Source organism: Acidithiobacillus ferriphilus (genome assembly GCF_028215975.1).
In the GTDB taxonomy this organism is placed as follows: Bacteria; Pseudomonadota; Gammaproteobacteria; order Acidithiobacillales; family Acidithiobacillaceae; genus Acidithiobacillus; species Acidithiobacillus ferriphilus.
The window spans coordinates 1,595,114-1,621,411 of record NZ_CP116458.1 but is presented as its reverse complement, the minus strand read 5'-3'; the positions used below and the strand labels follow the sequence as shown (position 1 = coordinate 1,621,411).

Annotated in this window: 35 protein-coding genes; 30 read left to right on the top strand and 5 right to left on the bottom strand. The window is 61.3% G+C overall.

All coding sequences use genetic code 11. The features are described from left to right. Positions 1–4: 4 nt before the first annotated feature. On the bottom strand, positions 5–403 hold the full coding sequence (locus tag PJU76_RS08240; RefSeq protein WP_271779127.1) for a type II toxin-antitoxin system HicB family antitoxin: 399 nt from the start codon (positions 401–403) through the stop codon (positions 5–7). 68 nt (positions 404–471) lie between these two features. Here PJU76_RS08240 and PJU76_RS08235 point away from each other — a divergent pair, with 68 nt between their 5' ends. From PJU76_RS08235 to PJU76_RS08220, 4 genes are read left to right on the top strand one after another with little or no spacing between them, the layout of a single operon-like run. Next, complete coding sequence (locus PJU76_RS08235; protein ID WP_271779126.1) at positions 472–828, top strand: hypothetical protein; 357 nt, start codon at positions 472–474, stop codon at positions 826–828. Next, entirely contained in the window at positions 825–1,427 is a 603-nt protein-coding gene (locus PJU76_RS08230; protein ID WP_271779125.1) for a hypothetical protein, read from the top strand. The genes PJU76_RS08235 and PJU76_RS08230 overlap by 4 nt, the downstream gene beginning before the upstream one ends. Next, the gene (locus PJU76_RS08225; protein WP_271779124.1) at positions 1,424–2,227 is read left to right on the top strand and encodes an ATP-binding protein; all 804 of its coding nucleotides are present in this window, start codon (positions 1,424–1,426) and stop codon (positions 2,225–2,227) included. The genes PJU76_RS08230 and PJU76_RS08225 overlap by 4 nt, the downstream gene beginning before the upstream one ends. A 60-nt stretch (positions 2,228–2,287) precedes the next feature. After that, positions 2,288–2,926, top strand: a complete 639-nt coding sequence (locus PJU76_RS08220; RefSeq protein ID WP_271779123.1) for a hypothetical protein — start codon at positions 2,288–2,290, stop codon at positions 2,924–2,926. On the opposite strand, the gene PJU76_RS08215 is transcribed toward PJU76_RS08220, so the two are convergent. Then, entirely contained in the window at positions 2,867–3,469 is a 603-nt protein-coding gene (locus PJU76_RS08215; RefSeq protein WP_271779122.1) for a hypothetical protein, read from the bottom strand. The genes PJU76_RS08220 and PJU76_RS08215 overlap by 60 nt on opposite strands. A gap of 69 nt (positions 3,470–3,538) precedes the next feature. Between PJU76_RS08215 and PJU76_RS08210 the strand changes: the two genes are divergently transcribed. The 18 genes from PJU76_RS08210 to PJU76_RS08125 all read left to right on the top strand — a co-directional run bounded on the left by PJU76_RS08210 (position 3,539) and on the right by PJU76_RS08125 (position 13,974). Further along, complete coding sequence (locus tag PJU76_RS08210) at positions 3,539–3,829, top strand: ATP-binding protein (RefSeq protein WP_271779121.1); 291 nt, start codon at positions 3,539–3,541, stop codon at positions 3,827–3,829. After that, positions 3,826–4,401: a hypothetical protein gene (locus tag PJU76_RS08205; protein WP_271779120.1), complete on the top strand. Its 576-nt coding sequence runs from the start codon at positions 3,826–3,828 to the stop codon at positions 4,399–4,401. The genes PJU76_RS08210 and PJU76_RS08205 overlap by 4 nt, the downstream gene beginning before the upstream one ends. A gap of 197 nt (positions 4,402–4,598) precedes the next feature. Beyond that, entirely contained in the window at positions 4,599–5,093 is a 495-nt protein-coding gene (locus PJU76_RS08200; RefSeq protein WP_271779119.1) for a hypothetical protein, read from the top strand. Positions 5,094–5,096: 3 nt separating this feature from the next. Next, positions 5,097–5,507, top strand: a complete 411-nt coding sequence (locus PJU76_RS08195) for a hypothetical protein (RefSeq protein ID WP_271779118.1) — start codon at positions 5,097–5,099, stop codon at positions 5,505–5,507. Beyond that, entirely contained in the window at positions 5,504–5,953 is a 450-nt protein-coding gene (locus PJU76_RS08190) for a lytic transglycosylase domain-containing protein (RefSeq protein ID WP_271779117.1), read from the top strand. The genes PJU76_RS08195 and PJU76_RS08190 overlap by 4 nt, the downstream gene beginning before the upstream one ends. A 3-nt stretch (positions 5,954–5,956) precedes the next feature. Then, positions 5,957–6,214: a hypothetical protein gene (locus PJU76_RS08185; protein ID WP_271779116.1), complete on the top strand. Its 258-nt coding sequence runs from the start codon at positions 5,957–5,959 to the stop codon at positions 6,212–6,214. Beyond that, positions 6,215–6,430 carry a hypothetical protein gene (locus PJU76_RS08180; RefSeq protein WP_271779115.1) on the top strand — a complete coding sequence of 72 codons (216 nt, stop codon included), beginning with the start codon at positions 6,215–6,217 and terminating at the stop codon, positions 6,428–6,430. 27 nt (positions 6,431–6,457) lie between these two features. Continuing rightward, positions 6,458–6,988: a hypothetical protein gene (locus PJU76_RS08175; protein WP_271779114.1), complete on the top strand. Its 531-nt coding sequence runs from the start codon at positions 6,458–6,460 to the stop codon at positions 6,986–6,988. A gap of 2 nt (positions 6,989–6,990) precedes the next feature. Continuing rightward, complete coding sequence (locus PJU76_RS08170) at positions 6,991–7,689, top strand: DotI/IcmL/TraM family protein (protein WP_271779113.1); 699 nt, start codon at positions 6,991–6,993, stop codon at positions 7,687–7,689. 13 nt (positions 7,690–7,702) lie between these two features. Further along, complete coding sequence (locus tag PJU76_RS08165; RefSeq protein ID WP_271779112.1) at positions 7,703–8,902, top strand: DotH/IcmK family type IV secretion protein; 1,200 nt, start codon at positions 7,703–7,705, stop codon at positions 8,900–8,902. Next, positions 8,895–10,145 (top strand): DotG/IcmE/VirB10 family protein, encoded by a 1,251-nt coding sequence (locus PJU76_RS08160; RefSeq protein ID WP_271779111.1) that lies wholly within the window; start codon positions 8,895–8,897, stop codon positions 10,143–10,145. The genes PJU76_RS08165 and PJU76_RS08160 overlap by 8 nt, the downstream gene beginning before the upstream one ends. Then, positions 10,142–10,702 carry a hypothetical protein gene (locus tag PJU76_RS08155; protein ID WP_271779110.1) on the top strand — a complete coding sequence of 187 codons (561 nt, stop codon included), beginning with the start codon at positions 10,142–10,144 and terminating at the stop codon, positions 10,700–10,702. The genes PJU76_RS08160 and PJU76_RS08155 overlap by 4 nt, the downstream gene beginning before the upstream one ends. Before the next feature lie 187 nt (positions 10,703–10,889). Then, positions 10,890–11,312, top strand: coding sequence for a hypothetical protein (locus PJU76_RS08150; protein ID WP_271779109.1), 423 nt, complete (start codon positions 10,890–10,892; stop codon positions 11,310–11,312). A 124-nt stretch (positions 11,313–11,436) separates the two neighbouring features. After that, complete coding sequence (locus tag PJU76_RS08145; protein WP_271779108.1) at positions 11,437–11,712, top strand: hypothetical protein; 276 nt, start codon at positions 11,437–11,439, stop codon at positions 11,710–11,712. Positions 11,713–11,902: 190 nt separating this feature from the next. Then, positions 11,903–12,571: a hypothetical protein gene (locus PJU76_RS08140; RefSeq protein WP_271779107.1), complete on the top strand. Its 669-nt coding sequence runs from the start codon at positions 11,903–11,905 to the stop codon at positions 12,569–12,571. A gap of 15 nt (positions 12,572–12,586) precedes the next feature. Then, on the top strand, positions 12,587–13,093 hold the full coding sequence (locus PJU76_RS08135) for a hypothetical protein (protein ID WP_271779106.1): 507 nt from the start codon (positions 12,587–12,589) through the stop codon (positions 13,091–13,093). A gap of 62 nt (positions 13,094–13,155) precedes the next feature. After that, the gene (locus PJU76_RS08130) at positions 13,156–13,392 is read left to right on the top strand and encodes a hypothetical protein (RefSeq protein WP_271779105.1); all 237 of its coding nucleotides are present in this window, start codon (positions 13,156–13,158) and stop codon (positions 13,390–13,392) included. Then, the gene (locus PJU76_RS08125; protein WP_271779104.1) at positions 13,393–13,974 is read left to right on the top strand and encodes a phospholipase D-like domain-containing protein; all 582 of its coding nucleotides are present in this window, start codon (positions 13,393–13,395) and stop codon (positions 13,972–13,974) included. It abuts the gene before it with no gap. A gap of 206 nt (positions 13,975–14,180) precedes the next feature. Here PJU76_RS08125 and PJU76_RS08120 read toward each other — a convergent pair whose 3' ends face one another. The 3 genes from PJU76_RS08120 to PJU76_RS08110 all read right to left on the bottom strand — a co-directional run bounded on the left by PJU76_RS08120 (position 14,181) and on the right by PJU76_RS08110 (position 15,151). Beyond that, positions 14,181–14,471, bottom strand: a complete 291-nt coding sequence (locus PJU76_RS08120) for a hypothetical protein (protein ID WP_271779103.1) — start codon at positions 14,469–14,471, stop codon at positions 14,181–14,183. 63 nt (positions 14,472–14,534) lie between these two features. Next, complete coding sequence (locus PJU76_RS08115) at positions 14,535–14,816, bottom strand: helix-turn-helix domain-containing protein (RefSeq protein WP_271779102.1); 282 nt, start codon at positions 14,814–14,816, stop codon at positions 14,535–14,537. After that, entirely contained in the window at positions 14,813–15,151 is a 339-nt protein-coding gene (locus tag PJU76_RS08110) for a type II toxin-antitoxin system RelE/ParE family toxin (protein WP_271779101.1), read from the bottom strand. Before PJU76_RS08110 ends, PJU76_RS08115 begins: the two co-directional genes overlap by 4 nt. A gap of 309 nt (positions 15,152–15,460) precedes the next feature. On the opposite strand from PJU76_RS08110, the gene PJU76_RS08105 reads away from it, so the two are divergent. The 8 genes from PJU76_RS08105 (at position 15,461) to PJU76_RS08070 (ending at position 26,277) form a co-directional block, all read left to right on the top strand. Then, entirely contained in the window at positions 15,461–15,940 is a 480-nt protein-coding gene (locus PJU76_RS08105; protein WP_271779100.1) for a hypothetical protein, read from the top strand. A gap of 7 nt (positions 15,941–15,947) precedes the next feature. Beyond that, positions 15,948–18,932 carry a hypothetical protein gene (locus PJU76_RS08100; RefSeq protein WP_271779099.1) on the top strand — a complete coding sequence of 995 codons (2,985 nt, stop codon included), beginning with the start codon at positions 15,948–15,950 and terminating at the stop codon, positions 18,930–18,932. Further along, positions 18,929–19,282, top strand: coding sequence for a hypothetical protein (locus PJU76_RS08095; RefSeq protein ID WP_271779098.1), 354 nt, complete (start codon positions 18,929–18,931; stop codon positions 19,280–19,282). Before PJU76_RS08100 ends, PJU76_RS08095 begins: the two co-directional genes overlap by 4 nt. Before the next feature lie 258 nt (positions 19,283–19,540). After that, on the top strand, positions 19,541–21,967 hold the full coding sequence (locus PJU76_RS08090; RefSeq protein ID WP_271779097.1) for an ArdC-like ssDNA-binding domain-containing protein: 2,427 nt from the start codon (positions 19,541–19,543) through the stop codon (positions 21,965–21,967). Beyond that, positions 21,964–22,659, top strand: a complete 696-nt coding sequence (locus tag PJU76_RS08085; protein ID WP_271779096.1) for a hypothetical protein — start codon at positions 21,964–21,966, stop codon at positions 22,657–22,659. Before PJU76_RS08090 ends, PJU76_RS08085 begins: the two co-directional genes overlap by 4 nt. Before the next feature lie 9 nt (positions 22,660–22,668). After that, positions 22,669–23,127, top strand: coding sequence for a hypothetical protein (locus PJU76_RS08080; RefSeq protein ID WP_271779095.1), 459 nt, complete (start codon positions 22,669–22,671; stop codon positions 23,125–23,127). Continuing rightward, positions 23,120–24,229, top strand: a complete 1,110-nt coding sequence (locus PJU76_RS08075) for a secretion/conjugation apparatus DotM-related subunit (protein ID WP_271779094.1) — start codon at positions 23,120–23,122, stop codon at positions 24,227–24,229. The genes PJU76_RS08080 and PJU76_RS08075 overlap by 8 nt, the downstream gene beginning before the upstream one ends. Then, the gene (locus PJU76_RS08070) at positions 24,226–26,277 is read left to right on the top strand and encodes a type IV secretory system conjugative DNA transfer family protein (protein ID WP_271779093.1); all 2,052 of its coding nucleotides are present in this window, start codon (positions 24,226–24,228) and stop codon (positions 26,275–26,277) included. The genes PJU76_RS08075 and PJU76_RS08070 overlap by 4 nt, the downstream gene beginning before the upstream one ends. Positions 26,278–26,298: the final 21 nt, after the last annotated feature.

The window sequence follows — 26,298 nt, the reverse complement described above, 5'->3', positions numbered from 1 at the left end:
AGGCTCAATCGTGGTGTTCTCTGCGGCCAAGTCCTTCAGCCAGAAGCATGGTCACCAGGGTGTTCAGGGAAGTGCCCTCCGCCCTGGCGCGTGCCACAAGACTTGCGTGCAGACTGCGTGGCAGGCGCTGCATCAACCGCACCGGCGCCCGGTTTTCGCCGTGCCAGGTTGGTTTGGGTATCGGTTTGCCCATGTGGATGCGCGCCGACATCCAGGCGGAAAACGCGTCCCGACCGTTCGCGATGGCCTCCTCAATGGTTTCCCCGTCGGACATGCAGCCCGGAAGATCGGGAAAGGTGATCAGGTAACCGCCGCCGTCATCCACTGTCAACGGTTCCAGCACGTGCGGATAGGCTTCAAAGGAATACGGCGGGTCCATGTGAACCACTTGAATTTCGCTCATGACAACAACTCCTTCACTTTGTCGACCAAGGCCACGAACCGCCGCACATACACCGGCTTGATTGGCCGATGCGCCGGCACGGACAGATCTTCTTCGATGCCAGGGAAGGAAAACACATGATGGCTCCCTCCCTCATTACGCCAATCTATCCGGTAATGGCTGGCCACCGCTTTGAGATCATCGATGCGCCAATCCTTGGGATTGTTGCGCATTCGGTTCAGCAGCTTGGCGTGGGTATTCATAATGGCAATAGTGTCGCATATGGCATCATGCCCAACAAGCACTGCTGCCGGTTAATGGAGCCTTTCGTACCGAAAACGTTGCTCAAGTACGGCGAGCACTTGCGGACCTTGTGGGCGCGGTTCAGAGGCAAGGCCACCACCATGGGTGAAATCGGTCCTGATGACGTGGTGATAGCGTTATGACCACCCTCACGCTCAGCCGCAGTCACCTCGACGGGGGCTTCCACCGTGCGGTCGCCCTGATTCGGGTGATCGTGCGCGCGTTCACATTCGCAAGCCTGTTTTTCTCGGTTCTGGTTGCCTTTTTGTACCTGGCGGCGCCCTCGATCTTGCGCAGCTTCGCCCGTTCCGCGGCTTTGCATCGGGGCGCGATTACGGTCTGGGCGGCGATCTTTCTGGCGCTCATGGCGATGTATCTGGCGATGACCGGGATCTCCGCCCTGGCGGATTGGCTGGATCGCCTTTGCGAGCGGTCACCCAAGGCTGAAACGGCGATCACCGCATCAGTGGCTCTGATTGTTATGGCTTTCCTGGGATTTATTGCCTACGGCGCGCTTTTTGAGAACCCAGCCAAACATCCGCCTGTCCCGGCGCGCACCGTACTCCGTGAGGCCCAGCCGTCGGGTCGGGTGCTGCTGCATTTCTGGACCCATCGAACCCCTGCGGAAGCCCGCCAGGATTCGCCACACTGGATAACCAACAACGTGGTCGGTGGCGCGAAGATCGAGCGGCTTGGACCAGGGCATTACCAGGTATGGGTGCATAAGGAGGGTGGCGCATGAATACCCAGACGAAACACATTTCGGCGAGTGACTTAGCCGAGGATATCCGGCGTCGCCATGGTCTGCCGCAGAGCAGCAACGTCGCCCTGCTGCCCGACCGGCACCCCCAGTACCGCCAGTGCGAGCGGCATGGGCGTTATCCGGCATCCCGGATCGATGCCGACTGCACCGTGCGCTACATCATGCCCGCCGACTGTCCGCGCTGCCGCACCGAGCGGCAATTGGAAACCCTTCTGGACCGCGCGGCCATTCCGCAACGCTACCAGCACTGCGATTTTGACAATTACCGGATCATCTATCCCGCCCAACGGGCCGTGGTCGATGTCTGCCGGCGCTTTGCCACGGAGTTTGCCGAAAACCGGGACGGCCGCGGGCTGATCCTGCTCGGCCCGCCCGGGACGGGTAAAAACCACTTGGCGGCGGCCATGGCGCGGGAACTGCTGGCACAGGGCCACACCGTCCTGCAAACCACCGTCTGGGAAGTGATCGACCGGATCCGGGAGACCTGGCGGCGGGAGGAGGGTCCCAGTGAGCGCGCCGTCATCAAGACCTTCGGCGCAGTGGATCTCCTGATCCTCGACGAAATCGGCAAGCAGCACGGCTCGGACAGCGAGCGGGTGAGCCTCTTTGCCGTCCTGGACAGCCGCTCCCGCGACTGCCGCCCCACGATTGTACTGAGCAACGAAACACTGGCCGGAGTGGAAAGCACTCTGGGAGCGGACGCATTCGATCGCCTTTGCCACAACGGCACGCTACTGCAATGCCAATGGCCCAGTTACAGGCGGCAGGGAGGAAAATGATCATGAAGGCTGACGGGATTTTTATCGGCTCCTGGAGCGAGTTTCTGGAGGAGAGCATCCATGAGTAGCGACACGAATAGCTTTCTGAGTGACACAGACAGAAGGGCCATGGAAAACCAGATTGGAAAGATGGGTTGGGAATTGACCGTGTTCCAGCTGTCGTTGAGCCATCTGATCCGTGATCTGATAGCGGACCCCGGGGTGTTGCGACCGGTGTCCGCCAGTGACCGCGCAAGGCTGGTGGAAAGGGTGTGTGAGAAGTTGGCGGACGATCCTCTGGATGCATCATCACTGCACAGCATGGTGAATATCCGAATGGTGCCATTTCTGATGTGCCCCGCCCCCGTAGTTGAGGGTGAGGAGATTCTTGATGTCCCGTCCGGCGCGGTAAGTCCGGCCGCCGGAGATCGCCCAGGCTCTGCCGCAGAGCCAGATACGGATGCCCCTGCGGAGCGGTTGAAGCGGTCCTTGTCCGGTTTGTGGCGGACCATGGTGATCTGCCATTGGCAAGTGTGCGTCTTGGGGTACATGGTACCTCCAAACTACCTGGAACGGCATAAGGATGACGCTAACTTTTCGGTGGAATTCCTTTCCGGCGGACCGGAAGTGATCCGTCCGGCAGATCCTGCGTTGGACGAATCAGTGGGGAGCGAAGTCGTCAAACCCGGAAACCTGGGCATCAAACATGCGGAATCCTAGCTTTTCGAGCAAGTCCTCTCCGGTTGCTATGGGTAAATATTCTATGGATAGAAAATCACGCCAATGTTTTGCGTCATATCTTAGGCTATCGCGATTAAGGCCATTGTTGATGATGACGGAAGGTCGAAGTGTGAAATCAATGATCTCCATGCTGGGTAGCGTTAACCAGGCGTGCAGGCTCAGACCAAAGGGATTCCCAACGCCTGACCTTGCCCAGGTGCTTACGTCGGCCTGTGTGAGCGGGAACCCGATAGAATCCCCCTTTTTAATGCTGCCGATGGTAAACATTGGATGCAGATTAAGGCGTTTCTTCATAATTTTTGCCAAGGCCAAGTGTATGTTGATGCACTGCGAAAAAAACACCGATGGTCCTTTGTCTTCCATGAATTTGAGGAAATATATATCCAATTGCGGCAGTACGGTTGAGGTAAGCAGCCGCGTATCGGTTTTTTCAAATTTCGGAACCGACACGCCCAGGCTCCGGGAAAACTGGACAGCTTCAAGAAAACGATCCTCGAATGTCAGGTGGGGTTTCGTTGCCATTATTCCGTATCCATGTTCGCAGGCTTTCCCGCATAGCCATCTGACCGAGTGTACCGCAGGAGGTCACCCATGAGCACGCCGCTGGAACAGATCGGCATCAAGGCCTTCGCCGCAGTGGATCTCCTGATCCTCGACGAAATCGGCAAGCAGCACGGCTCGGACAGCGAGCGGGTGAGCCTCTTTGCCGTCCTGGACAGCCGCTCCCGCGACTGCCGCCCCACGATTGTGCTGAGCAACGAAACACGGGCCGGAGTGGAAAGCACTCTGGGAGCGGCCGCATTCGATCGCCTCTGTCACCACGGCACGCTACTGCAATGCCAATGGCCCAGCTACCGGCGGCAGGGAGGGCAGCCCAGATGAACGCTGCGACTTTAAGCACTTATGACCTGAAGTGTATCGTGACGTTTTTGTTTTCCTTCGCCAGCTTTGATTGGGGATCGAGATTTCTCGCTGGTTTATTCCGACTGCATTCTCTTGAGACTTTTGCCGATACCGCAAGACCGTTTTATGGTCGGGATGTCATATTCATCAAGTCGGTTTTCTGGAGCAGCATGGACCGGCTTATAGTCATGTTTGCGACGTATTTTCTGTTTATAACGGTTTTTATATTTCGCAATGACGATTTGCCCAGTATCAGTTATATATTTATCGCATTTTTTTACGGAATTTTCCATTTTTTTGCGGAGTTGTCGTCATATCGTGAGTATACCTATTGCGAAAACCAATGTAAGAAGAATCGCCACGATGGCGAGGGCGTAAATATACCTGTTGACGGCGACGCCAGTAGCCAAAAGCTGAATGGTAATCTTGAGGAAAAAGATCGTGATCACCAGGAAGATCAAAATATAAAAGAAAACCTGAATCCAGAATTGGTGAGTATACCGGTGACTAATATCCAGGAGAATGGACATGACCACGATATATCCGATTAAGGTGTTAAAAATGTCGTTGAGTGCTGCCAGAAGGCGTTTCTCTTTTGGTGATAATGGGACGATGGGCGATTTTGTGATCCATGGCTGCATCCAACGATGGAGCCTGTCCGTGATCCATTGTTTCCACGCCATGAGCGATTTCTCCAGTTGTTTGTGGGCAACCGGCCCATGTTGCCACGGATTCGCGAGGTCTGAGTATGTATAAACCCTATTTCCCCAAGCCGGCGAGATTGAAGGGATTGCTGATCGTCCTGTCTCTGGTGGCGACACCCGCCTGGGCGGCCTGGACCTACATCGGCCCCGGCGCCCGCTCGGTGCACCTGACCCTGCCGCCTGTTGCGCCAGGTCCGGTCAGCGCCAACGCCGTACCCCCGCTCCCGGTGACCACACCACCGCCCCACGAGGGTGTCTCCCTGACCCATCTGCAGCAGCAGGGCCGGTTGAGCGGTGTCCTTGCCCATAATCTCCACGGCTGGGAGCCCAATCGCTGGGTCCCGGCCGGTCATGGCCCCTTGCGCGAGGCCGTAGGGAAACTGCTCCCGCGGCACACCATCCACGTTCACGCAGGCCTGCTGCTGCCCACGGTCTCCTGGCCCGCCGGCACCGCGTCCATCGCCCTCTATCACGTCGCCCGCAGTGCCGGCCTGCTGCTGGTGGTGACCCATCATGCTGTTTACGTCCTGGCGGGGTGAATCATGCGCATTCGCGATTTCTTCAAAAGCTCTGAACCACGGACGGCCCATCGCCGGGGTCTGCTGATGGTGCTCGGCTCACTGTTGATCGGCATCGCCATCGGCCTGCGGGTGCTGTTGACCGGTCCGATCGCCCCGTCGGGGGTGTATCACGTCACCCAGATTTATGGACAGGGCGGCTTCGCCGAGCCTCTCTATCTGCAGACCATCACGGTCCGGCGGCAGGGCCTGATCCTGGAAGGCGGTTCCGGCGGTGTCGTGACCGGCATGCACCATATCCATCACGTCAACGGCCCGCTGGTGTTGATCTGTGGCGCCCAGGATGGCGGAACCGTCCAGGCGCAGATCAGCAAAAACCATCACCGCATCCGGGTGCGGATCGGGCAATGCCTGGTGGAAGGGCGGCGGTCATGATGCCCGTCTCTTTGCCGATCACCCCCGTGCATCGCCTCTGTGTGGCGGCTGCCGCCGCCCGTTACCACGAGCCGGTTTGGTTGCTCTACGGGATCCTCGCGACGGAAGGCACCCGGCCCGGGCAGATAGTCCGGGACGGCAATGGCAGCTACGACATGGGTCCCATGGGCATTAACAGCGTTTGGCTGCCGGTCCTCGCGCGTCTCAATATCAGCCGCGCCGATGTTCTCGATGACGGTTGCCAGAATGTCGCCATCGGCGCCTGGATTCTTGCCCGCAAACTGCAGGGTCATCAGTTGCCGCAAAGCGCTTTTACTCACCCCCGCGCTTTCTGGCGGCATGTCGGGGATTACAACTCGGCGACTCCCCACTGGAACCACCAGTACCGGCAGAGTGTCGATCTGGCGGCGCAGCGGCAGTATTTCGCAGCCATGGGAGGTCACTGAGTCATGGATGACATAATACGTATATTCCGGAAGTCTGCCAGGGACGCACAGGCGATGCAGGCGTTGTTTCTAGAAAAAATGGAGTTTGCATGTCGGGGAATGGTTATCGCCAGAAACCGTATTGCGGCCAGATCCCGGGAGCGCATACGGATGGGGGAGAATATCGAGCATGTGGCGGATGCCGCCATTCATGAATATTGCGAAACATTGTCGTGGCTTGCGGACAATACGATCAAGGGCACATGCAAGGAGAATGCGTAAATGCTCACTCACCATTCAGACCTTGTTTTTGCCATCCATCAAAAACTGCAAGAGGAACTGGAAGCAATGCTGGCGGATATTCTGTCGGACGTTCCTGACGCGGTGGAGGATCGGGAAGCCTTGGCGGTGTTCCATCGGTTGAGCGCACAAGAGCGATTAGATGTCTTTAAGGTGGTAATGCACCTTGCGCATATCTCGCAGTTTGTGGGGAATTGATATGACAAACATCATGGAGTTTGGAATATGGATAGCGTGAACCGAATTCAGTCATCAACCAGCGATCAATTACTGGCGGAAAAGGCCACGAAAATAGCCGGCAGTCTGACCGTGTTAAAGCATACGCTCGATATTACAGCGCGCGCATTGGCAGCAAAAAACCTCGAATTTGCTGCATGGAGCCCTGAGATGGCCGAAAAGGCAGCGACTCTGGCGGTCCCTTCTGCTCTACAAGATGTTTTCAATCCATCATCTCACCTCCTGAATATCCTGCAAACCGGACGCGCGCCGATTCTCCTGCGGTATCTTGGCGAGGGCCCCGCTGAAGCGCTCGGTGCGGATCGCCTGCAAGCGCCGTTACCAAAAGCATTCAGAATGGTGCCGGCCGCAGACATTCTGGACAGCATCCAATGCCTTCTGACGGAGTGGCAGGCGGAGATAAACCTGTTGTCCCTGCTCTTGCCGGACCACCTGTCCATGGTGACCCGGTATCTTGAAAGTTTTGATGTGGAATTTCTTTCTAATAGCCAGACCCAATACAGTCTGGGTGGGAGCTAATCATGGCCGCCATTGATCCCGTGCAATCGACAACCAACCCGCAGGCCCGGACAGATCGCCTGCCCAATAAGCTGACCGTCGAACCCGTGGAGCTGATCGGCATCGGCATCGCCGGCTGGAAGCGGCTCTGGTGCCTGAGTTTCGGCACCAACATCATCCAGGGCGTGGTCAATATCGGCTTGGTTATCGCGGTCGTAGTACTCGCCACCCAGCCGGCCATCGTGAAATTTGTGGCGGTCAACGCCGAGGGCGGGGAAACACCCCTGATCACCACGAACAAACCCATGATGGGAGATGCCGCCGTCCTCACCTTTACCCAGCGGGCGGTGGAGGACAGTTTTTCACTCGGCTTCGCGAACTATCGCCTGGATATGCAGCGGGCGCGCAAGTTTTACAGCGACGCCGGCTGGAACGGTTATCTGGATGCCCTGCACAAGTCCCACGATCTCCTCGCTGTGCGCCGCCGCCAGCTCGACATGACGGTGGTGGTCTCCGGCCCGCCCACGGTGGTGAAGCAGGGGGTGCAGGCCAATGGCCGCTATGGCTGGATCGTGCAGATGCCGGTGCGGCTGGTCTTTGAAGGCGACGGCGAACGCAGCGCCAACGACTGGATCATGGTCATCCACCTGCAACGGCGTAGCAACCTGACCAATCCCTACGGCATCGCCATTCAGCACTTCCATATGTTGTCTGCGGCCTGAGAAGGAAAGAACCATGCAAGCACATCGACGGAATCGCCATAAAAATCTGCTCTGGGTTGCCCTGCTGGCCGCCTGGCCGCTACTCGGTCAGGCGGGCGTGATCACGAATCCCAATGCGCTGCTGACGGGATCTACCGCGGCCTCCGCTGCGCAGGGCGCTACACCTGCAGGCGGGTTTACCCCGGCGCAGAGTGGGCCAGGAAGCACCGGTAACGCTCCAACCTGGCATCAGGTGGGTGGTCAGAACGCGGCGTCCACCTCCAGCACTTCCACTCCCCCTGCCGCACCGGCAACGCCGGCACCCACCAATCCACTGGTGGTCAGCGGTACCGTGACCACTCCCGCACAGAACGGCGGAGCCAACGGGGTCGAGTACGTCAATACCGGTCACGGTCAGGTCATGGCGCTGCCGCCCCTGCCCACGGTGGACGCCCTGCATCAGGCCATGCGCGCAAAGCGCCCGCTGAATCCCGGACAGGTCCGCTGGGTGCGCCGGAGCATCGCCATCAGCCAGCAGGCCGCCCAGGCGCCCCTGTCCGCCGTGACGCCGCGCCTGGTCGGGGTCACGGTGCATCTGGATTCCGGTTCCCCGCCCGCGGTCGCCCTGCATGCGGGTTACGTCACCACCCTGAATTTCGTGGACGCCTACGGGCATCCCTGGCCAGTGACCCATGTCGCCGCCGATGTGCACGATGTCTCGGCCCAGTACGCCGGGGACAGTGTGGCCCTGAGCGTGATCGCGCCCTATGCGGACAGCAATCTCGCGGTCTGGCTGCAGGGGGAGCCGCAACCGGTGCTGCTGTCTCTGGTGCCCGCGCACGGGGTGGCGGATTACGCCGTCCATGTGCGGGTGGACGCCCTGGAGCCGGGCCTGCCGCCGCCGGTCGGGGGCGGGAATGCGACGGGCGGCTATACCAACGTCCTGCTGTCCCTCACCCAGGACATTCCCCCGGCGGGCGCGCAGCCTCTGACGATCGCCGGCCAGCCGCCGCGCACCGGCGCCTGGCTCTGGCGGGGTCCCCATGGTCCGCGTCTGTTGTTGCGGGTGCCGCACCCGGTCCTCGCGCCCGCCTGGGTATCCCGGATGGATGGCGCGGCCGGCGTCCGTGCCTACGTTTTGCCTGATGTACCAGCGGTCACGGTGAGTGTCGCGGGCCAGCCCGAGACTTTGAACCTGTCCCGCCTGCCGGGAGTGGGAGGACATCATGGCTGACAAAATCATGAATCAGGGTGTGGCACCCGATCGTACTGATCCATCCTCCTCTACCGGAGATCAGATTCCGGCGGCGGGTGCGGAGCAGACCACTTCCAATGCACCGGATACGGGAAGTGCGCCGGGCACTGGGAATCCCCCATTACCCCGCAGGCAGGGCGCGCTGAGCCGGATACTGAGCAATCCCCATCAGCGCCCGCTGGTCGTCGGTGCGGCCACTTTGGGGGTGGGGGTGATCGCCGCGGCGGTCATTCTGCTGATGCCCGCGCACCACAGCGAGATCAGCCAGGCCGGACAGGCGGCGCAGATGCACCCGGTTCCGGGTGGTTCCGGCAGTCCGCGCTACGAGGCGCAACTGGCGGCCTACAACGCCGAACAGGCGAAACGGGCTGCCGAGCAGCATCAAAGCGAGCTGCCGACCCTGGGGCAACTGCACAAGGTGCATCCCGTCAAACAGCCGCCGAAACCGCAGCAGCCCGTCTACCATCCAGCACAACCCATGCCCGTGCGCTACGGTCCCAATCCCAACGGCAAGGCCATTGCAGCCGAAATCGGCGCCTTGATGGCCGAAAACACGGCGGCCACGGTATCGGCTTACCAGATCCTGCCCAATCCTCTACTCAAGGTACGCGCCCAGGCCGCGCCGCAAAACGGTTCAGCGGAAACCCGGTCCTATACGCCGCCGGCCCATATACTTGCCAACACCGGACATATCAGCTTCGCGGTGCTCGATACGGCCATCAAATCCACCGAACCCGGACCAGTGCTGGCGACCATCGAAACGGGCCGTTTCGCGGGCGCGCGCCTGCTGGGGGGATTCGCGCGGGTGCATGACCGGGTGCTGGTCAAATTCAGCACCATGAACTGGCAGCATCGCACCATTCCCATAACGGCCACGGCGATCACCCTGGCGACGGCGCGCACGGCGCTGGCGACCTCCGTCAACCGCCATACCCTTTACCGCTACGGCTGGCTCATTGGCGCCTCCCTCCTGCAGGGCGTCAATGACGCGATGGCCTATGCCAACACCAACACGTATCTGACCGGCTCCGGTCTGGGCGTGATCACGCATCAGCTGAGCAATGGACAGCTCGCCATGTCCGCCATCGGCAATGTCGGGCAGACGCTCACGCCGATCATGGCCCAGCGTTTCAACACGCCGCCCACGGTACGGGTGCGCTCGGGCACGGGCATCGGGGTGCTCTTCATGGCGCCGGTCAAGGCGCCGGGGAGGGCTGGATGAACGCGGAATGCGCTGTGCACCCCATCGACCACCTGGCGGAGCGGGCCCGTGCGGGTGAGGCCCGTGCCGCCGCCGCGCTGATGAAGGCCATGCGGCCCTACAGCGGCCATATCCGCCGTCTGGCCCTGGCGCTGCGGATCGATCCCGACGAGGCTATGGGCCTGCTGGGACTCGCCATCACCCTGGCCTTGCGCAACTGGGATCCGGCGCGGGGCCACTTCGCCACCTGGACGCTGTGGCAGGCGCGGGGGCTGCTTTCGGCGCAGCGTCCGGCGCCGCCCATGGAGTCCTGGGAGGCACTCTGCGAACACCAGGACCCGGTCACCGGCGAGGAAGACGACGCCGAGGAGCACTCCCCGGAAAGGGAACTCGCCCGCCGGATTCTCGACGAGACGCCGGAGTTTCTGCGGGGCTGGCTGCAGATACGGATACTGCGGGACCACTCGCAACATCAGGCCGCCGAGACATTGGGGCTGTCGCACCGCCAGGCGATGCAGATGGATGCCCATCTGCGGCGGTATTTTCAACGCTGGGAAAAGGCACAGGTGACGGTATGAGGGCTTCACGATTTTTCAGGCTGCCCATGTTGAAATTAAAAATCCTTCGCCCTAAAAACAAGCGTGATGCACGGTTGGATGCCATCAATATGCAATTGTTTCTGGTGCGATCAGATTTGCATGACATTCTCAGGGTGATTGCGGAAGGGGAAATTCCCAGTCGCAACTTTTATTGCGCGGTGAAAGGTTGGTTACGGCCCAGGCATTGCGTGAAAAATGCTGCATTCTCAAAAACAGTCCATATGCTGGTGACGTTCGTCTCCAACTGCAAATGCTGGAGAGCCCGTCATTTGTTGGGTATGTGGTTGCGGATAAGGACCCTTACTCCACTGCGGCAGATGAGGGGTCAGCCGGGTTGCCAAAGGGCGTAGCGAAAGTAGGGCGCGTGGAGAATGAACGTGATGCGCAGATGGATAACATTAACGCGCAGTTGTCCCTGTTGCGGACAGAGCTGCACCACGTTCTCAGGTTCATGGTTGAGGGAAGTTCCGGATTGCGCTTTCTGTCAGATGGAGAGCGGAAGGCCAGAGCAAAAGAGCTGCGTGAAAGAAACGGGGGATTACAAAACAGTCGATGTGCCGCCCTTCATCCGGAATTACAATTAAAGTAGAGTCCGTCATTTGTTTCTTTGGGGGATATGGACAAGGGCCATCTGGATCAGGTTTAGCCGCTACAGGAGATCGTATCCGACAGTGATGGGGGATGGATGAGCGGTGATGTTTTGGAGAACCGTAATGATTTATACATACATAATACTGGTTAGCTTAATCATTGTGGCAGAACAAATATACTTTAACATTTTCCATGATCGAATCGTCTTTTCGATATTTTCTCTTTTGTCGGTTTTTTCGCTGGCTTTTGCTTTTAGAAATTTAATTGGCGAAGGATATGGGCATGAGTATCTAAATGTGGTGCTTGCTGTGGTGACAATGTTTGTTTTTATTAAAGCCTTGCTAACGTCTGTCATAAAGAAACATAAAAGCAAAAACGGAATCGGTGATATTAAATAAATACATAACAGTGAGCCGTAAAAAACACAAATGGCAAAAGTTGATAATGCATGGTTCGTTTATAACATCAAAGACTGGAGATGCATAGCGGCCAGTAAGGGAGATGGCAGTTGTTCTTGGCGCTGGCGGATGGATCCACGCATGGTTATGCGATGGCGTTTGTAACACTCGTGAAGATCAAGGTGGCGATATGAATGAACGGAGCAAATTCTTTCTGTTTGTCGGGGTGTTCGGCGCGGGCGTCATCGCCCTGCTGGTGGGCGCCTACTACTGGGATTTCGCGCCCAAGGCGGCCAAACCCGCCGGGGATAGTTTCGTGGCGGCGCAGGGTCCGGGTTCGACCCCGGCACTGCCCATTGCGCAACGGCCCGCGCCACCGGCGGCTGCCGCCGTGCCCGGCGGGTCGTCCAGCGCGCGGTGGCCCACTGCGGCGGCATCGGTGGCGACTCCACCGGTGTCTCCCGCGCGGCAGGGGGCCTCCGCGGCAAAGTCCACGGCACAAACACAGTCCGCAACCCCCACCCCCGGCACCCGCGAAAAGGTGGACCAGCAGCTGCGCGCCCTCCGCCAGGACCTGCAGATACTCACCGCGGAGCAAAGCCGATTGGACCGACGGCTCCTGCATCGGCAGGCGGCGCATTACCCGATAACGGCGGCATCCACGCCCATTACCGGCAACGCCCGGCAACAGTCTCTGCCGGGCTGGTCGGTGGAATCCATTGGCGCCGGACAGGCCTGGATTCAGGGACCCTCCGGCAATACCCACGTGGTGCAGGCGGGGGCGACGCTGGACGGATTCAAGGTGCTGGCCGTTGATCCTGACCAGGTGGTGACGACCCGTGGCCGGATCAGATACTGAAGCCGGAGACACATCATGACCGCCATCGAAATGATCACCCAGGCGGCGAGCCAATTGGGGCCGTTCTTCGTTCTGACCGTGGGAATGTGCTTTCTGATCGGGCTCTACTATGCCGCCGACAGCGTGTTCCTGCTCTGGCGGACCAGCCAGGACCCGCGCATTCACAAGAGCCGGATCCTCATCACGGCGGCCACCGGCGCCTGTCTCATGGCCCTGCCGGTCTTCACTTTCCATATGGTGGGGACCTTCTTCACCCAGGGGCAGCCCTCACCTCTGGCCTACACCGGTCCGGGCGGGCAGCAAATGACCCTGGCGGTGGAAGGCATCGAGAACTTCGTGCAGCTCATCGGCTGGATCGCCATCGCGCGGGGGCTGGTGATCCTCAAGCGGGTGGGGGACGGCACCACCCGGGAGACTTCGGACAAGGCGTTCGTGCATATCATCGGCGGCGCGGTCGCGGCCAACGTGGTCGGTGGCGCCATCCTCTTTGCCCATACCTTTGGCCTGACGTTGCCGATTTGAGGGGGCCATGTGGAAAAAGGTGATGGTGGTACGGATTCGCGCAGACCGGAGGCAACCCCGGGATGAAACCGTCCAGTGATGGATTCGATATGGAAAGTAACGCTACAGATCAGCCGATGACCCAAACCGTCTGGCGTTTTGGGGATAGCGAGGCGATCGTCGAGATTATGCCGGATGGCATGGTGCTGGTCAACGGATCGCCCGTCGAACCGATTGAGACAACAAAGGCACGGTTAAGCCTGCCGGAAACTCCTCTCGACACGACGTCAACTATCCATCACGAAGCGGAGGACGAATAAATGCTCTACATGGAACCACAGGCCGGTGTCGCACCGATCATCCAGCTTATCGACTCGGCCCGCCATCATCTGACCATCGACGGTTATCTGGTCGATGACGGAGCGATTTTGCGCGCCATAGCCCAGGCCCATGCGCGGGGTGTGAACGTGCAGGTGATGATCTCCGGTAAGCCCTATGGCCTGCCTGCCGCCCAGGTGCGACACGAGGGTACCGGCCTATGCACGTCAGGCGCTCGTGGTCTCTCCCGGCGCCGAGGCGAAAATTCTTGGGGTGCTGCGGCAGCCTGGGACGGTCACGATCGAGGCCGAGGAACTGGGTTACTGCCCGCCAATATCGACGCATCGGATCGCCGCCATGTCGAGACGCTGGGGCATTACGGCGTACAGGTGCGATTGCTGCCGGTGAAACCTCATTATCTTTACACCAAAGCTTTTTGTGCCGCAAATGAATGTTTCATCGGCTCGGTCAATCTGTCGGACGTCAGTTTCAACGATAACCGGGAACTAGGCCTGTTATTGGATGGCCGGGATGTGGGCATTCTGGAACGCCAGTTTGATCATGACTGGGCGATTGCGGACTGAGGGGAAGAATTATGTATGCAGTGTATAATTTGTGGGCAATATATTCCGATGACAAAGGTGGATTCCTGACCGGCGAAGGGAATGTGATAAGACCGGAGGATAAGGAAAACCGAGTGCCTCTGATTTTCGCGTCCAGGATAGATGCCACTCAAGCAGCACGGGGGTTTTGTAACATTATGGATGTGCGTGCAATAGAAGTCTATATGTCAACATTTGCCAAGGAAGTCTAGCCGTTCTAGTGATGACTTTATAAGATTTCTTATTGCTCTTGACAATCTCGTTTTAGGACGAAACTCATTCCGGCTATAGGCGGACACAAATCCAGTCAGCGAGAATAGTGCTAAATCAAATTCTTTTTGTTTTACGTTTAGTGTTCCGCTCTTTATTTTGTTGAGCGCTGATGGAAAAGAGATAATCGCTGCTATAGCCGAAACAGCGATACCGGCTGTTATTATGATCGGTTTTATTGTTTCGATAAGTTCGTCAATTGATGTCATATAAGTTCGTGGTCTGTCGCCCAGGGCTTGTTATTCTCAAGCGCGTCGGGGGTTGCGGAACGGTCAAGCGGCGTCTTCGATGCGTATCTCGATGCGCAGTCCTGCCGCCGAAGCCATGTTGACCAGCGCATCCAAGCCGAACAAGCCGATCTTCCCACGCGTCAGGTCCGAGATGCGCGGCTGAGTCACGCCAAATAGCTTTGCGGCCTGGGCCTGACTGAGGCCTGCGCGGTCGATGTGGTCCTTCAGCGCCATCATCAGCGCCGAGCGGAGTTTCATGTTCTCCGCCTCCTCGGGCGTGTCCTCGATGGCATCCCATACGCTGTCAAACGGTTCGCTGCTCATAGTCCCAACTCCTTCACCAAATCACGATAGCGCTTCGTCGCCAAGTCCAGATCCGCCTTGCTGGTCCTCTGCACCTTCTTCTGGAAGCAGTGCAAGACGTAGATGGCATCCGCGAACTTCGCTACGTAGATCACCCGGAAGCCACCAGAGGCATCCCAAATCCGAATCTCCCGAACTCCTTGCCCAACGGTGGGCATCGGTTTCCAGTCGTCGGGTTCCCGGCCATGCTGCACCTGGTCGAGTTGGTAGCCTGCCTCCCGTCGCACGGAAGCGGGAAACTCCCGCAGATCATCCAGGGCGCTACCCTGGAACTTGACCGGTTTAGGTGTGCTCATGGAGTAAGTATACAAGGTTTTGTATAACCATGACTACTGACGAGGCTCTGCCTCACGCAGGCCACCCGGAAACCATCATTCCTCCCGGAAATTCCGGTCAGTTCCCGGCCCTTTGTTTGCAGGATGCCCGGAGCCGGAAAACTCCTGCCTCTGCCTCGCCCTCCCACACTTCTCCACCGGGTGCTCCCCAGATTTTGGGGATATCTCCGCCTGGCCCCTTCGCTTCCTGTCCGACGAAGACCGGATTTCCCTGCGCCCTATAACCTCGATGCGGGGGCAGTCCCCGTCTCTTTGCGCAAGGAGCAAGTCATGCAATCTGAAGTGGATGTTATCAACCCCGCAGTCCCTGCCGAAGCTACCGCCGCCGAATTGGCCGATGCACCGGTCACCTCTGGCTCAACCCCCTCCACCCGTCGCCGTCGCTGGCTCTTTGTGGCCGGTACGGCGATCGTGGCCCTCGCCGTCGCTTCGGACGCTTTCGCGTATTCGGGCGTGGGCAACATGGCCAATAACGCCTCCGGCATCATCCAGTCTGTCGTTAATCTGGTTCTGGGCGGCACCTTCGTCACCGGCCTTGGCTTCGGCGCTAATTCCGGCCTGAAAGCCTGGGAGGCGCACAAGCAGCACGGACAGGGACAGGCCCGCTGGAGTCATGTCGCCACCCTCGCTGCTGTTTCCGCCGGCCTTATGGGGCTCCCGGCGCTCGCCTATCACTATGAGGGCACCATCTTCCACAGCAACACGGGGGTACAGGTGCAGCAGATCCAGATGAGCGGCCCGTACGGCTGAGGCGGATATGGCCTTAGCGAATCTCGCCGATCTGGTAGCCGTCCACTCGCCGCAGGACGCCCATACCTTCGCGACCGGAGACGGGGCGCTGGTGAGCCTCTTCCGGGTGGATGGCCTGACCCGGGTCTACGGTCGGCCCGAGGGAAGGCTCAGCCCGGAGCTGCTAAAGCGGCTGTTCGCAGCACTCCCCAGTTTCTTCCAAAGTCCCGGCCATCGCCTGCAGTGGACCCTGGCGCGGGATCCGGACTGGGCGGATATGGCCGTGGAAGCCCACTTCGCCGCCCTCGATGCCCAGGCCAAACGCCTGGGGTTTCGCAGCGAGGGTTTCACCACCGGCGCGCCGGTGGACCGTCTCAAAGCACACTTCCTGCCGGAACGCAGCGTCCTCGCCCTGTGGACCGAGCCCAACATCCTGAGTGCCACGGACCTCAAGCAGGAGCGTAAGGGACTCAACCGCGCTCTGGAGGGCGTGACCTGGGGTCCCTGGCAGGTCCTCGATCCGGGCCTCGGCCTGCGCGGGTTGATCCCCATCCACGAAGCCGCCTGCGAAACCTTGCTGGAGGCCTTGGGTCCGGGTGCGCATCGGGTGGGTCTGCGCCTCGTGCGCCTCAAGACCCGCGAGGCCCTCGCCGCCTGGCGGCAGATCCTTGATCCCTCGCGCGGGCAGGGCGCCCTCTTCGATGTGGAGCATCCGCCGCTCATGACCGATCCATTCGGTCCCGCGCTGCCGAAGATCGCCCGTCAGGTCCTGCCGGCCTATACCACCGTGGGCGACGGGGAGACCATCGCCGCCGGCGGTCTCTATTACCGGGTCCTGTCCATGGGCATGGGACCCGCGCGTATGGTGGACTTCGGCGATCTTTTCGCGCGCCTGCCGCGGGACCTGCCCTGGCGCTATACGGTGACCCTGACCGCCGATACCGGCTCCGGCTGGCTCAAATCCTTCCTCGCAGGGCTCTTGAGCTGGTCCAACGCCGTCAACCACGGCATCACCCGGGCCCGCGCGCGCATCCAGAAAAAGGCCCTGCTGGGAGATCCCGCCTGTTTGATGCAAATACTCGCCTGCACCTGGGGCAGGACTCCGGAAGAGGCGGGGCAGAACGCCCGCCGTCTCGCCCAGCGTTTTGAGAGCTGGGGCAACACTGTCGTTGAAGAAGTCTTTGGCGACCCCGTCCCCGACTGGATTACGCTCGCGCCCGGCCTGCGCCCCAAGGGTAATGCCCGCTGGCACGGTCTCAACCTCTCCGACGCCTGCGCCTTCGTGCCGGTCGCCTCCCAGGCGTCGCCTTGGTACGGCGCTCCGCTGCTCCTGCGCGGCCCGCAGGGACAGGTCCTGCCGCTCGCTATCGGTTCGAGCCGGCAGAAGAACTTCAACATCGCCATTTTCGCCGCCACCCGTTCCGGCAAAAGCGTGCTGTTGGCACTATTATTGATCCTGGCCCACCTCCTCGAACCCGGCAAAGTGCGCCTGCCGCGCTTCGCCTTTCTGGATGTGGGCTACGGCGGCATGGGCGCTGGCCAGTTCCTGCGCGAACTGCTGGGCAATCGCGCGGACCTGGTGCAGACCCACCGCCTGCGCAATGCGCCCGAATACGCCATCAACCCCTTCGACACCCTGCTCGGCCAGCGCGAACCTCTGGCCCTACACCGGGCCTTTCTCATCGACTTCCTGACCCTGGTCTGCACCCCCATGGGCCGGACCGAGGCGCCGGAGCATGTCTATGAGATGGCGGCGGGCCTCATCGATGCCGCCTATCCCTTTTATTCCGACCAGCCCCCTGAAGGCCAGCCCAAGCGCTGGAACCCGGGCCAGCCGGGCATGTCCGCCGTCGATGCGGTCGTGGAAAAAGCCGTTGCCAGCGGAGATCTCCCGCCCGCCCCCAGCTGGTGGCAGGTGGTGGATCATCTCTTTGCCCGGGGAGACACCAGCGCCGCCCACGCCGCCCAGCGCTTTGCGGTCCCGCTGCTCTCCGACCTGCCGGAAATCGCCAATGTCGCCGGCGAGCGTTTCGCGGCCTTTCACAAGATTTCCGTGGGCGGCAAGGACGGCCTGTCGGTCTTCGACTTCATGATGCACCTGATCACCCAGGCGCAGGCCCAGTATCCGGTGATCGCCGCGCCCACGGCCTTCAATCTCGGGGCCGCCCGCGGGGTGATCCTGGATCTCAATGAAGTGACCGCAGGGCAGGGGGGCGATGCGGATAAAAGAACCAGCATCTTCTATCTGCTCGCCCGCTGGGTGACGACGGGCCAGTGGTTCGTGCACACCGACGATCTGGTCCATGTCCCGGAGAGCTACCGCGCCTTTCACACGGAACGCATCCGCGAAATCCTCGAGGATCCCAAGTTCGCCATCTACGACGAATTTCACCGCACCAACGGATCGGTTCCGGCCCGCCGGGTGGTGGACCGCGACGCCCGGGAGGGCGGCAAGTTCAACATCCGGCTCGCCATCGCGAGTCAGGTGCCGACCGACTTCGACCGGGAGTTCCTCGAAGAACACGTGGCCACCCGCTTCATCCTCTCGGCACCGGAGAACACCCGGCAGCTCGCGGAGACCTTCGGGCTCAATGCCGAAGAGGAGCGTCTGCTGAAGGAGCTCAACGGTCCCGGTCCCCACGGCTCCCCCATCCTGGCCCTGCTTGATACCCGGGAAGGGCCGTACCGGCTCTTCTGCAGCGATCCGGTACCCCTGGAATGGCTCTGGGCCTTCAACACCACCTCCGAGGACCGGGCCGTGTATCAGCGCCTTATCCAGCAGATGCCGGCAGCCGAAGCCCGGGCGCTGGCTGCGGCGCGTTTCGGGGCCTCGGCCAAATCCCTCATCGAGGATCTCGCCCGCAGCAACCTGCAAGCACAAAGCAGCGATGGCGCGACCGAGGCGGCCGCCGGGCAACTGGCGCAATCGGTGCTCGCGGAATGGCACCGCGACTGGGTGCTGCGGGCGCTGGAGAGTCTGGGATACCGCACGAAAGAGGGAGAAGCGGCATGAACGGACTGGCACGGTTATGCCATGGAAAGGAGGATCTTATGGTGACCCGGGATAATGTGCGTAATGGAAAAGACAACCCCGAATGGGACTTCACACGGACACGCTGCTGGCAGAGGGGCAAATGGTTTCACCTGGCCGGATGGCTGATGTGGGTGCCCATTCTGGTGTTCACGCTGGGCGCCTGCACGAAGCCACCACTTTTCGTATTAACAACGTCTGCCGAAAATGCCAACGATGTCATCCTTGTGGGATCAGGGATGGTGTTGGTCGCCCTGACGCTGCTGTTTCTCCCGATTGTTTTCTGTAATCGCCCAGAAAAAGAAATGAATAGCGAGCGAGAAGATGGATAGAACGATGAGATCAAACCCAGCCAATTTGCTTTGCGGCCCAAGGACTGTAAAAAACATACCCGTCCAAAACCAGATGGCCGAAACAGTTCCCGGGGTTCATCGCGCATCGTCAAGCGCGACTTTTTGCCACTTGTTAGCGCTCAATAAACAAAAAAGTCCTGCAATGAGAATCGTCGAAACGATGGGGACGCCCAACACCCAGCCAATGTTGAATAAGGAAGCAAAAAAATCCCCCCCATCCTACCGTGAGATTTTACCATGACCAACCCCTCCCGAGAAGACGAAAAAGTCGTGCAATGGCTGCTGGAGCGCTGGCAGGAGAGGGATGTGCCGCCCTGGCGCAAGCCCTGGACGCCACCGCCCTGGCCGACAATGCCGCACAATCCCTTCACGAAGTCGGTGTATCACGGCGGCAATGCCATCCTGCTGCATCTGGCGGGGGTCGCGTATGATTCGCCCCTCTACGCCACCTACAAACAGATTCAGGACCAGGGCGGGCAGGTCCGCCGGGGCGAGCACGGCGTGCCCATCATCGTCTGGAAGGAATGGACGCCATCGGCACCGCAGGAGGGTTCCAGCAAACCACTCGGACCCGAAGACCGGGTGCCCGGCGTGGATCCCCGGCTCGCCCAGAGCGTGGAGCAGGGCAATGGCATGGCCGAGCCACGCCGCCGGGGCTTCGCCAAGGTCTACCGGGTCTTCAATCTCGCCCAGACCGATGGTCTCGAAGCCCTGCTGAACCAGGCCGCCCCCGAAGCGGCCTGGGATCACAATGTCGCGGGCAGGCTCTTCCTCGAACGTCTGCGGGAGATCGGCGTCCGGGTGGAGCAGGGGCTGGGAGATCGCGCTTACTGCCAGCCGGGAGAAGGCCGGATAGTGATGCCCGCCGAGGGGCGTTTTGCGACCCCGTCCGCCTATTACGGTACGCTCCTGCACGAAGCCATCCACAGCAGCAAAAACACCCTGCAGCGTCCGGACTGGTATGCGGCCAGGGGCATGGATCCCGACCAGGCCTATGCCGCAGAGGAACTGGTGGCGGAGCTCGGCATGCTGCTGCTGGCGCGCCGGCTCAATGTGCCCATCGCCCCCGAGGATGCGGAACAGACGGCGAGCTACCTGAAGGGCTGGACCCTGCGCGCGGCCGTGGAGGAGAACCCCAGGCTGCTCTACCAGACCGCGCGCCTCGCCCAGGCGGCGGTGGATCATCTGGCCGCGCCGGAGTTCGTGCTAGAGCTCGAAGCGCTCCAGAAAGTGCAGAAAACCGGGCCAGGGCAGACCCAGACGCCGCCCGGCAGTCTCCGGGAACCTGCGCCCCAAGCACCGGAATTTCCGCGTCTGTCCATCGACATCGATGCCGGCGAGCGGTACACCTTCCACGGCGACGCCGGTCACGGCTGGCTGGAAGTACCCCGATCCGACCTGAAAGCTTTGGACATCGATGGTCTGATCAATGTCTTCTCGTACCAGAAAGGAAACCGGGTCTTTCTCGAAGAAGACCGGGATGCCCTGCTGTTCCATCGCGCTTTGGAAAAAGTGCTCGGCAGGGACCTGAAACCCGAGGACTTCAGCCGGGATGTGTTCGATGGGGACGAATTCCCCATTCGCGGTTATGACCGGTATTTTGCCCCGGATCGGGGTCTGGAAGCGGAAGGCCCGGCGGTGTCCCGCGGCGATTATGTGCGGTACCGGGACGAGACCGGTACAGAGCGCGAAGCCGTCGTGCTCGACCCCGCCCATCCCGGCGAAGCGACGCGGCTGAGGCGCATCTACCGGAGGCCGGAAGGCGCCCCGGGCATGGACGGGGCGGACCACATTGCGCCCACGGTGCTGCCGGAGCAGATGTTGGAGCACATCCCGGGAGCCGTCCAACCCGGGCCGGATCTGGACGCCGCCGATCCGCGGACCGATGCCTACCGACGGACGATGGGCATGGACGATTCGCGCGCACGGGCCGAGCATGCCGTGCTCACCGCAGTCGAAACCGCGCGCGGCGTATCTACGCGGCCCCTGCCAGCTCCCGATGAGCAAACCAAGGAAATCCACCACAAGGTCGTCCTCACCCATCGCACCGATCTGGCGAACTACGTGCGTCAGGAACCCATCGACCCGGACAAGCCGATCCTGGAAATTCAGGCGCATCCCCGCCAGCGCATTTCCGGGGTGCTGCGGGATTACGAGAAGTACGCCGTGCTGCTGGATACCCGGGAATTCGGCCCGGTCAGCGTCGAGATCGGCAAGAGTTTCCTGGCGGATTCGTTGGGCGATGATTATCTGCGCAAGTCCATGGGGAAACCGGTGGACGTGTCGATCAGTGGTGATGGACGGGTATTGAGCATCCATAACCCGGAACTGGGTGTTACCCCCGCGAAGGACATTTTTGCATCCCCCGCAATTCCCTTTGGCCTGATGCCGTACAGAAACATGGAACAGAAAGGTGCGGGGCAGATCACCGGAAGGCTGACCCACATCCACGACACGAACGTGCTGGAAATCCAGAGCGCAGGGCAACCCCTGCTGGTCTCCGGTCGCGAGCCGGATGCCCGCCACCAGGCGGAAATCCGCAAGATGCAAGGGCATATCGTGACGGTATCTCCTGGGTCCGAGGGAAACTTGCAGGTAACCGATTCGGGCCCTGAACGCGCCCTCCGGCCGCAAGCTTCCGCTCATCGTGGGCGGCGGCCATGAGTACGGACATGGATACCCGGCTGGCAGACCTTGCCCTGCGCATGGCGACGGTATTCAGCACGCCGTCGGAAGCAGCGGATGATGTCCGCGCGCCCCTGCACCCTGCCGACAGCCTGCTGGGAGAAGACCTGCCGCAACTGGCCCAGGCCATGCTGGCTCTCGCCCTGCGCATGCTGGATCCGCTGCTCGCGGCCTTGCGGCACCTCGCGGCGGGTACGCCGGAAGCGGGCGTGCTGGAACATCTCTCCGGTGCCACAGGGCGAGGCTTCGACAGTGCAGCGGTCCGCATCGAATCACAAGACGGTCGCCTCGCTGTACAGGGCTGCAACACGCTGCCGTCGGCTTTTCTGCCCTGGATCGCCAGCAATCTGGTGGGCGCGGGCGCGCTTCTGGTTCCGCATCCCTTTTCCGACCCCGAGAGCCTGCGCCGGCACATCGGCGAGACCCTGCTGCGCATCGAGCGCCTGACGGTCCCACATACAATAGAACAGCCCATCACTCCGGAGCCGCGGGAAACGGTGCGGACGGGACCATCCGGGGAGATCACACCAGCGGTCACCGAGGCATACGTCCCGGCAACGGCGGCACCGGAGTCCGCTGAAGTACCGGCGCCGAGTTCGGGTGTCGGACCGGAATCCGCCCGTGTCCTGACAGACCGTGTCCGGACGGATCCCCACGCACCTAAACGTTAGGAGTTATCCATGGCTTTCTGGAAAAAAGCGGGGTATGTCGCCGGTGTCGCCTCTGGTATTCTGCCGGTGGTCTGGATGGGCCGGTTTACCTGGCGGGCGAGCCGGGCCATGGTGCCGCCCCTGCATCTGGGCGATCTGCCGGGCGCAGGGGCGCCGGACGCCGCCGAACAGGCGGCGGCGCGTTTCGCGCAATCGGTGGCGGCCCAAAGACTGACGCCCGCCGATCTCGAACGCGCCCAGCGCCGCGCCCAATGGCGCATGCACCTCTCGGCCCTGTGTGCCGCGGCCTTGCTGGTCTACGGCGCCTATCACCCGGCCGCCTGGACCTTTCTGCCCCTCTGTCTGCTCTCCTGGATCTACGGGCGCTACCAGAGTGTCTGCATCGCGCGCAATGAACTGCCCCTGTTCCGCTCCTGGCTGATCCGCCCGTTCCGCCGCTTCCGGTGGTGGAGGCATTCCGGTGAATGACCGCGGCGCACAGGATACAGGTTCGGACATCCCAGGCTTCGTCGTCGCCGGGATCGCTTTGGCGGTCCTTGCCGTGCTGGCCTGGCTGCTGGGCCACACCGCGCTGGTCAGTCTGTGGTTGTGGCTCAAATCGGGAGAAATCGCTGCAATCCGCTTTTTCGACCTTTCGGATCCTGCCCGCTTCCGGCATCTGGCCCACGCGCTGGCTACTGTCCGGGCGGAACATCTGCAGGCCCGCGTCCGCCTCGCGACGGTATCCGCGGTCAATCAACGGATTGGCCGGTATATCGGTCCCGTTTGCGCGCTGCCCATCCTGATTTTTGCCTTCATCGTCTTCCGTGCGCGCCAGAAGCGCCTGCGGGGATTTACCACGGAAGAGGTGGTGGAAGCCATCCAGGAGCGCTACCCCTGGGGGCGGTACTGGAATCTCGGCATCCACACCATGGACCCCCACAGCGGACCCTTTGCACTGGCCCTGCGGCCCTGGGATCTCGCCCGGCAACTGGACGCCGCCCGCTGGGAGCCGGAGGGTAGCGATCATCTCGTCATCCGGCCGGAGCGATTCGCGGCCTATTACACGGAGCAGCTGGGCAGTGATGATCTGCGCCATCTGCATCCGGCGGTGGCCGCGCTGGTGTATGCCATCCTGCCGCAGGTGACCGGCGATGGGAAAACCACCTATGCCCGCCTCGCGCATCTGACCCGACGGGCCACCGATGACCGCAAGGATCCCCTGCGCGGGGTGCGGGAGATGACCGCGAAAGACATTCCCTGGACGCCGACTGCGGAAGAATCTGCTGCCTGGCGGGAGATCGCCGGGAATCACCATTACGCCCGCATCCAGGTCCTCGCCTTGGTGGCGCGAGCGTGCGAGAGCGGACTTTTGCCGCCGGTCTGGATGCTCTGGCTCAAGGGGGTGGATCGCGACCTGTACTACGCCATCCAGAGTCTTGGTAACGGTGGCGGCATGGCCTTCGTCGAGGGCGCGGGGATTCTCGCCCACTACCGGGCAGAAAAGGCGGCGGGCAGGGCGCTGGTCACGCCGCAGATCGAGGACGCCGTGGCCGGCATCGAGGCGGCACTGAAACAGGTACGTGGATGAACCGCGCGCCCTCCGTCGATACCCGCACCGTCAGTCAGGACACCCGGCCCTTCGGGCAGCGTTTTCGGCAATTCGCCCAGGATGCGGGATTTCTGACCCTGTTTATCCTCGCTGGACTTTGCGCGATGCCGCCCCTCGATGCCTGGGCGGACCTGATCCTGCCGGTGGCCACCCTGTACTTTTTGATCCTCCTGCATACCGTCCGCCACAACGGCTGGCCCTTGCGCGCCCCTTGTTTTGCGGGCACCTGGGACCCCAAGGATCTCGACGAGCGGGGACGTCCACAGCCCGCCAACGGTATCTATCTCGCGGGTTTCGACCGGGAGACGGGAGCCGCCGTCTGGCTGAACAACGTGGACCTGCGCGCGGATCTCTACATCCTGGGGGCGGTCGGCGGCGGCAAGACCGAAGCCCTGATGGCGGCGATCTTCAATGCCTGCATGCTGGGCACGGGAGCGGCCACCGGCGACGGCAAGGGCGAGGTTGCCACCTGGGAACAGATCTACGGCATCCTGCGCCGCTTCGGGCGAGAGGACGACGTTTTTCTGCTCTCCTACGTCACTGGTGGGCGGGACATCTACGGCGCCATTCCCGAGCGGCGCCTGTCCAATACCGACAATCCGCTGGCCCTCTGGGATTCGTCCTCGCTGTCCGAGCTCCTGATGCAGCTCCTGGACAAGGGTTCGGTGACGGATCCCTTCTGGATCGGGCGGGCGGAGAGCTACATCCGCGCCATCCTGCCGCCCCTGGTCTGGCGGCGGGATCAGGGTATCGAGGCGCTATCCCCAGCGGTGGTGCGCCGGCATCTCGAACTTGAGGCGCTGCAGAGTCTTGCCCATGATAAAACGATTCCCTTACGCCTGCTGGATGGCGTCGTGGCCTACCTGCGCGTACTGCCCGGCGGCTGGGATCCGGACAAACCGCCGCCGTCGTCGGATGCCCGCGATCCCCAGGCGGAACAAGCCCCGAACCTGAGCCGCGGCGAGCAGCACGCCTACGTCACCATGCAGCTCACCAACGCCCTGGGCCTGCTGGCCGACAGCTATGGCTACATCACCAATACTCCCTATCCCGAGATCGACTGGTATGATGCCGTGGTCAACCGGCGCTTCGTGGTGGTGATCCTGCCCGCACTCGGCAAATCGGCGGAAGGAGCCGCTGCCCTGGGGCGGATCTTCACCGCGAACATCAAGGGCGTCATGGCGCGCGTGGCGGGCAGCCAGACCGAGCGCCGGGTGGGAGAAGCCGCCGAGCCCCTCATCACCAAGGCGGATCATCCCTACTTCATCCTGCAGGACGAAAAACCCGCCTATGTGGTGGACGGTGAGGATGTCATCTACCAGGAAGCCCGCAGTCTCGGATTCGCGCTCTTCATCCTGGCTCAGTCCCACCAGCACATGCTCAACAAGAACAAGACCGTGGCCGACGCCATCGCCGGTTCAGCCACCCGGTCGAAGATGTTCCTGGGGGTGGAAGACATCGAGACCATGGAGCTCGCGCGCAAGCTCACGGGCGAGGTCTGGCGGGCGGTGCCTGCCTCTTATAACAATGGATCAGGGATTATTCCGGCTGCTGACACCCGCCTGCAGTTGCAAAAAGATTCCTGGCTCGACCCGCTGGATATCAAGGTGCAGCATCGGGGTCAGGGCCTGCTGGTGAATACCGTGCCGACCAGCCGCGGAGAAACCCAGCGCGCAGTCTGGATTCAGGGGCTCTATGTGCCGCAGGTCACGGTCAAGGCGATTCATCAGAACCATCTCCAGCCGCTGCTGAAGCCCCTACGGGATGACACCGCCCAGGAGTTCCAGGATGTGGGCAAAGAGGGCGCGGCGGCACAACCACGCTATGCCGAGGATCTGGCCGCGCGGTTCGGGGAGGGCATGATGCAGGCGCGGGCCGTATGTGAGCAGATGGGCCTCGATGCCGAGGCGCTCGACCAGCATGATCAGTTGCAGGAAGTGGTGGAGCGGCTCATCACCCAGGCATTGCGGGACGCGCCCTGTCCCATGGATGCGGAGGGGGAAAGGCTGTTCGGTGAACTACAGTGATCGATCGCGGAATTCGGGGAA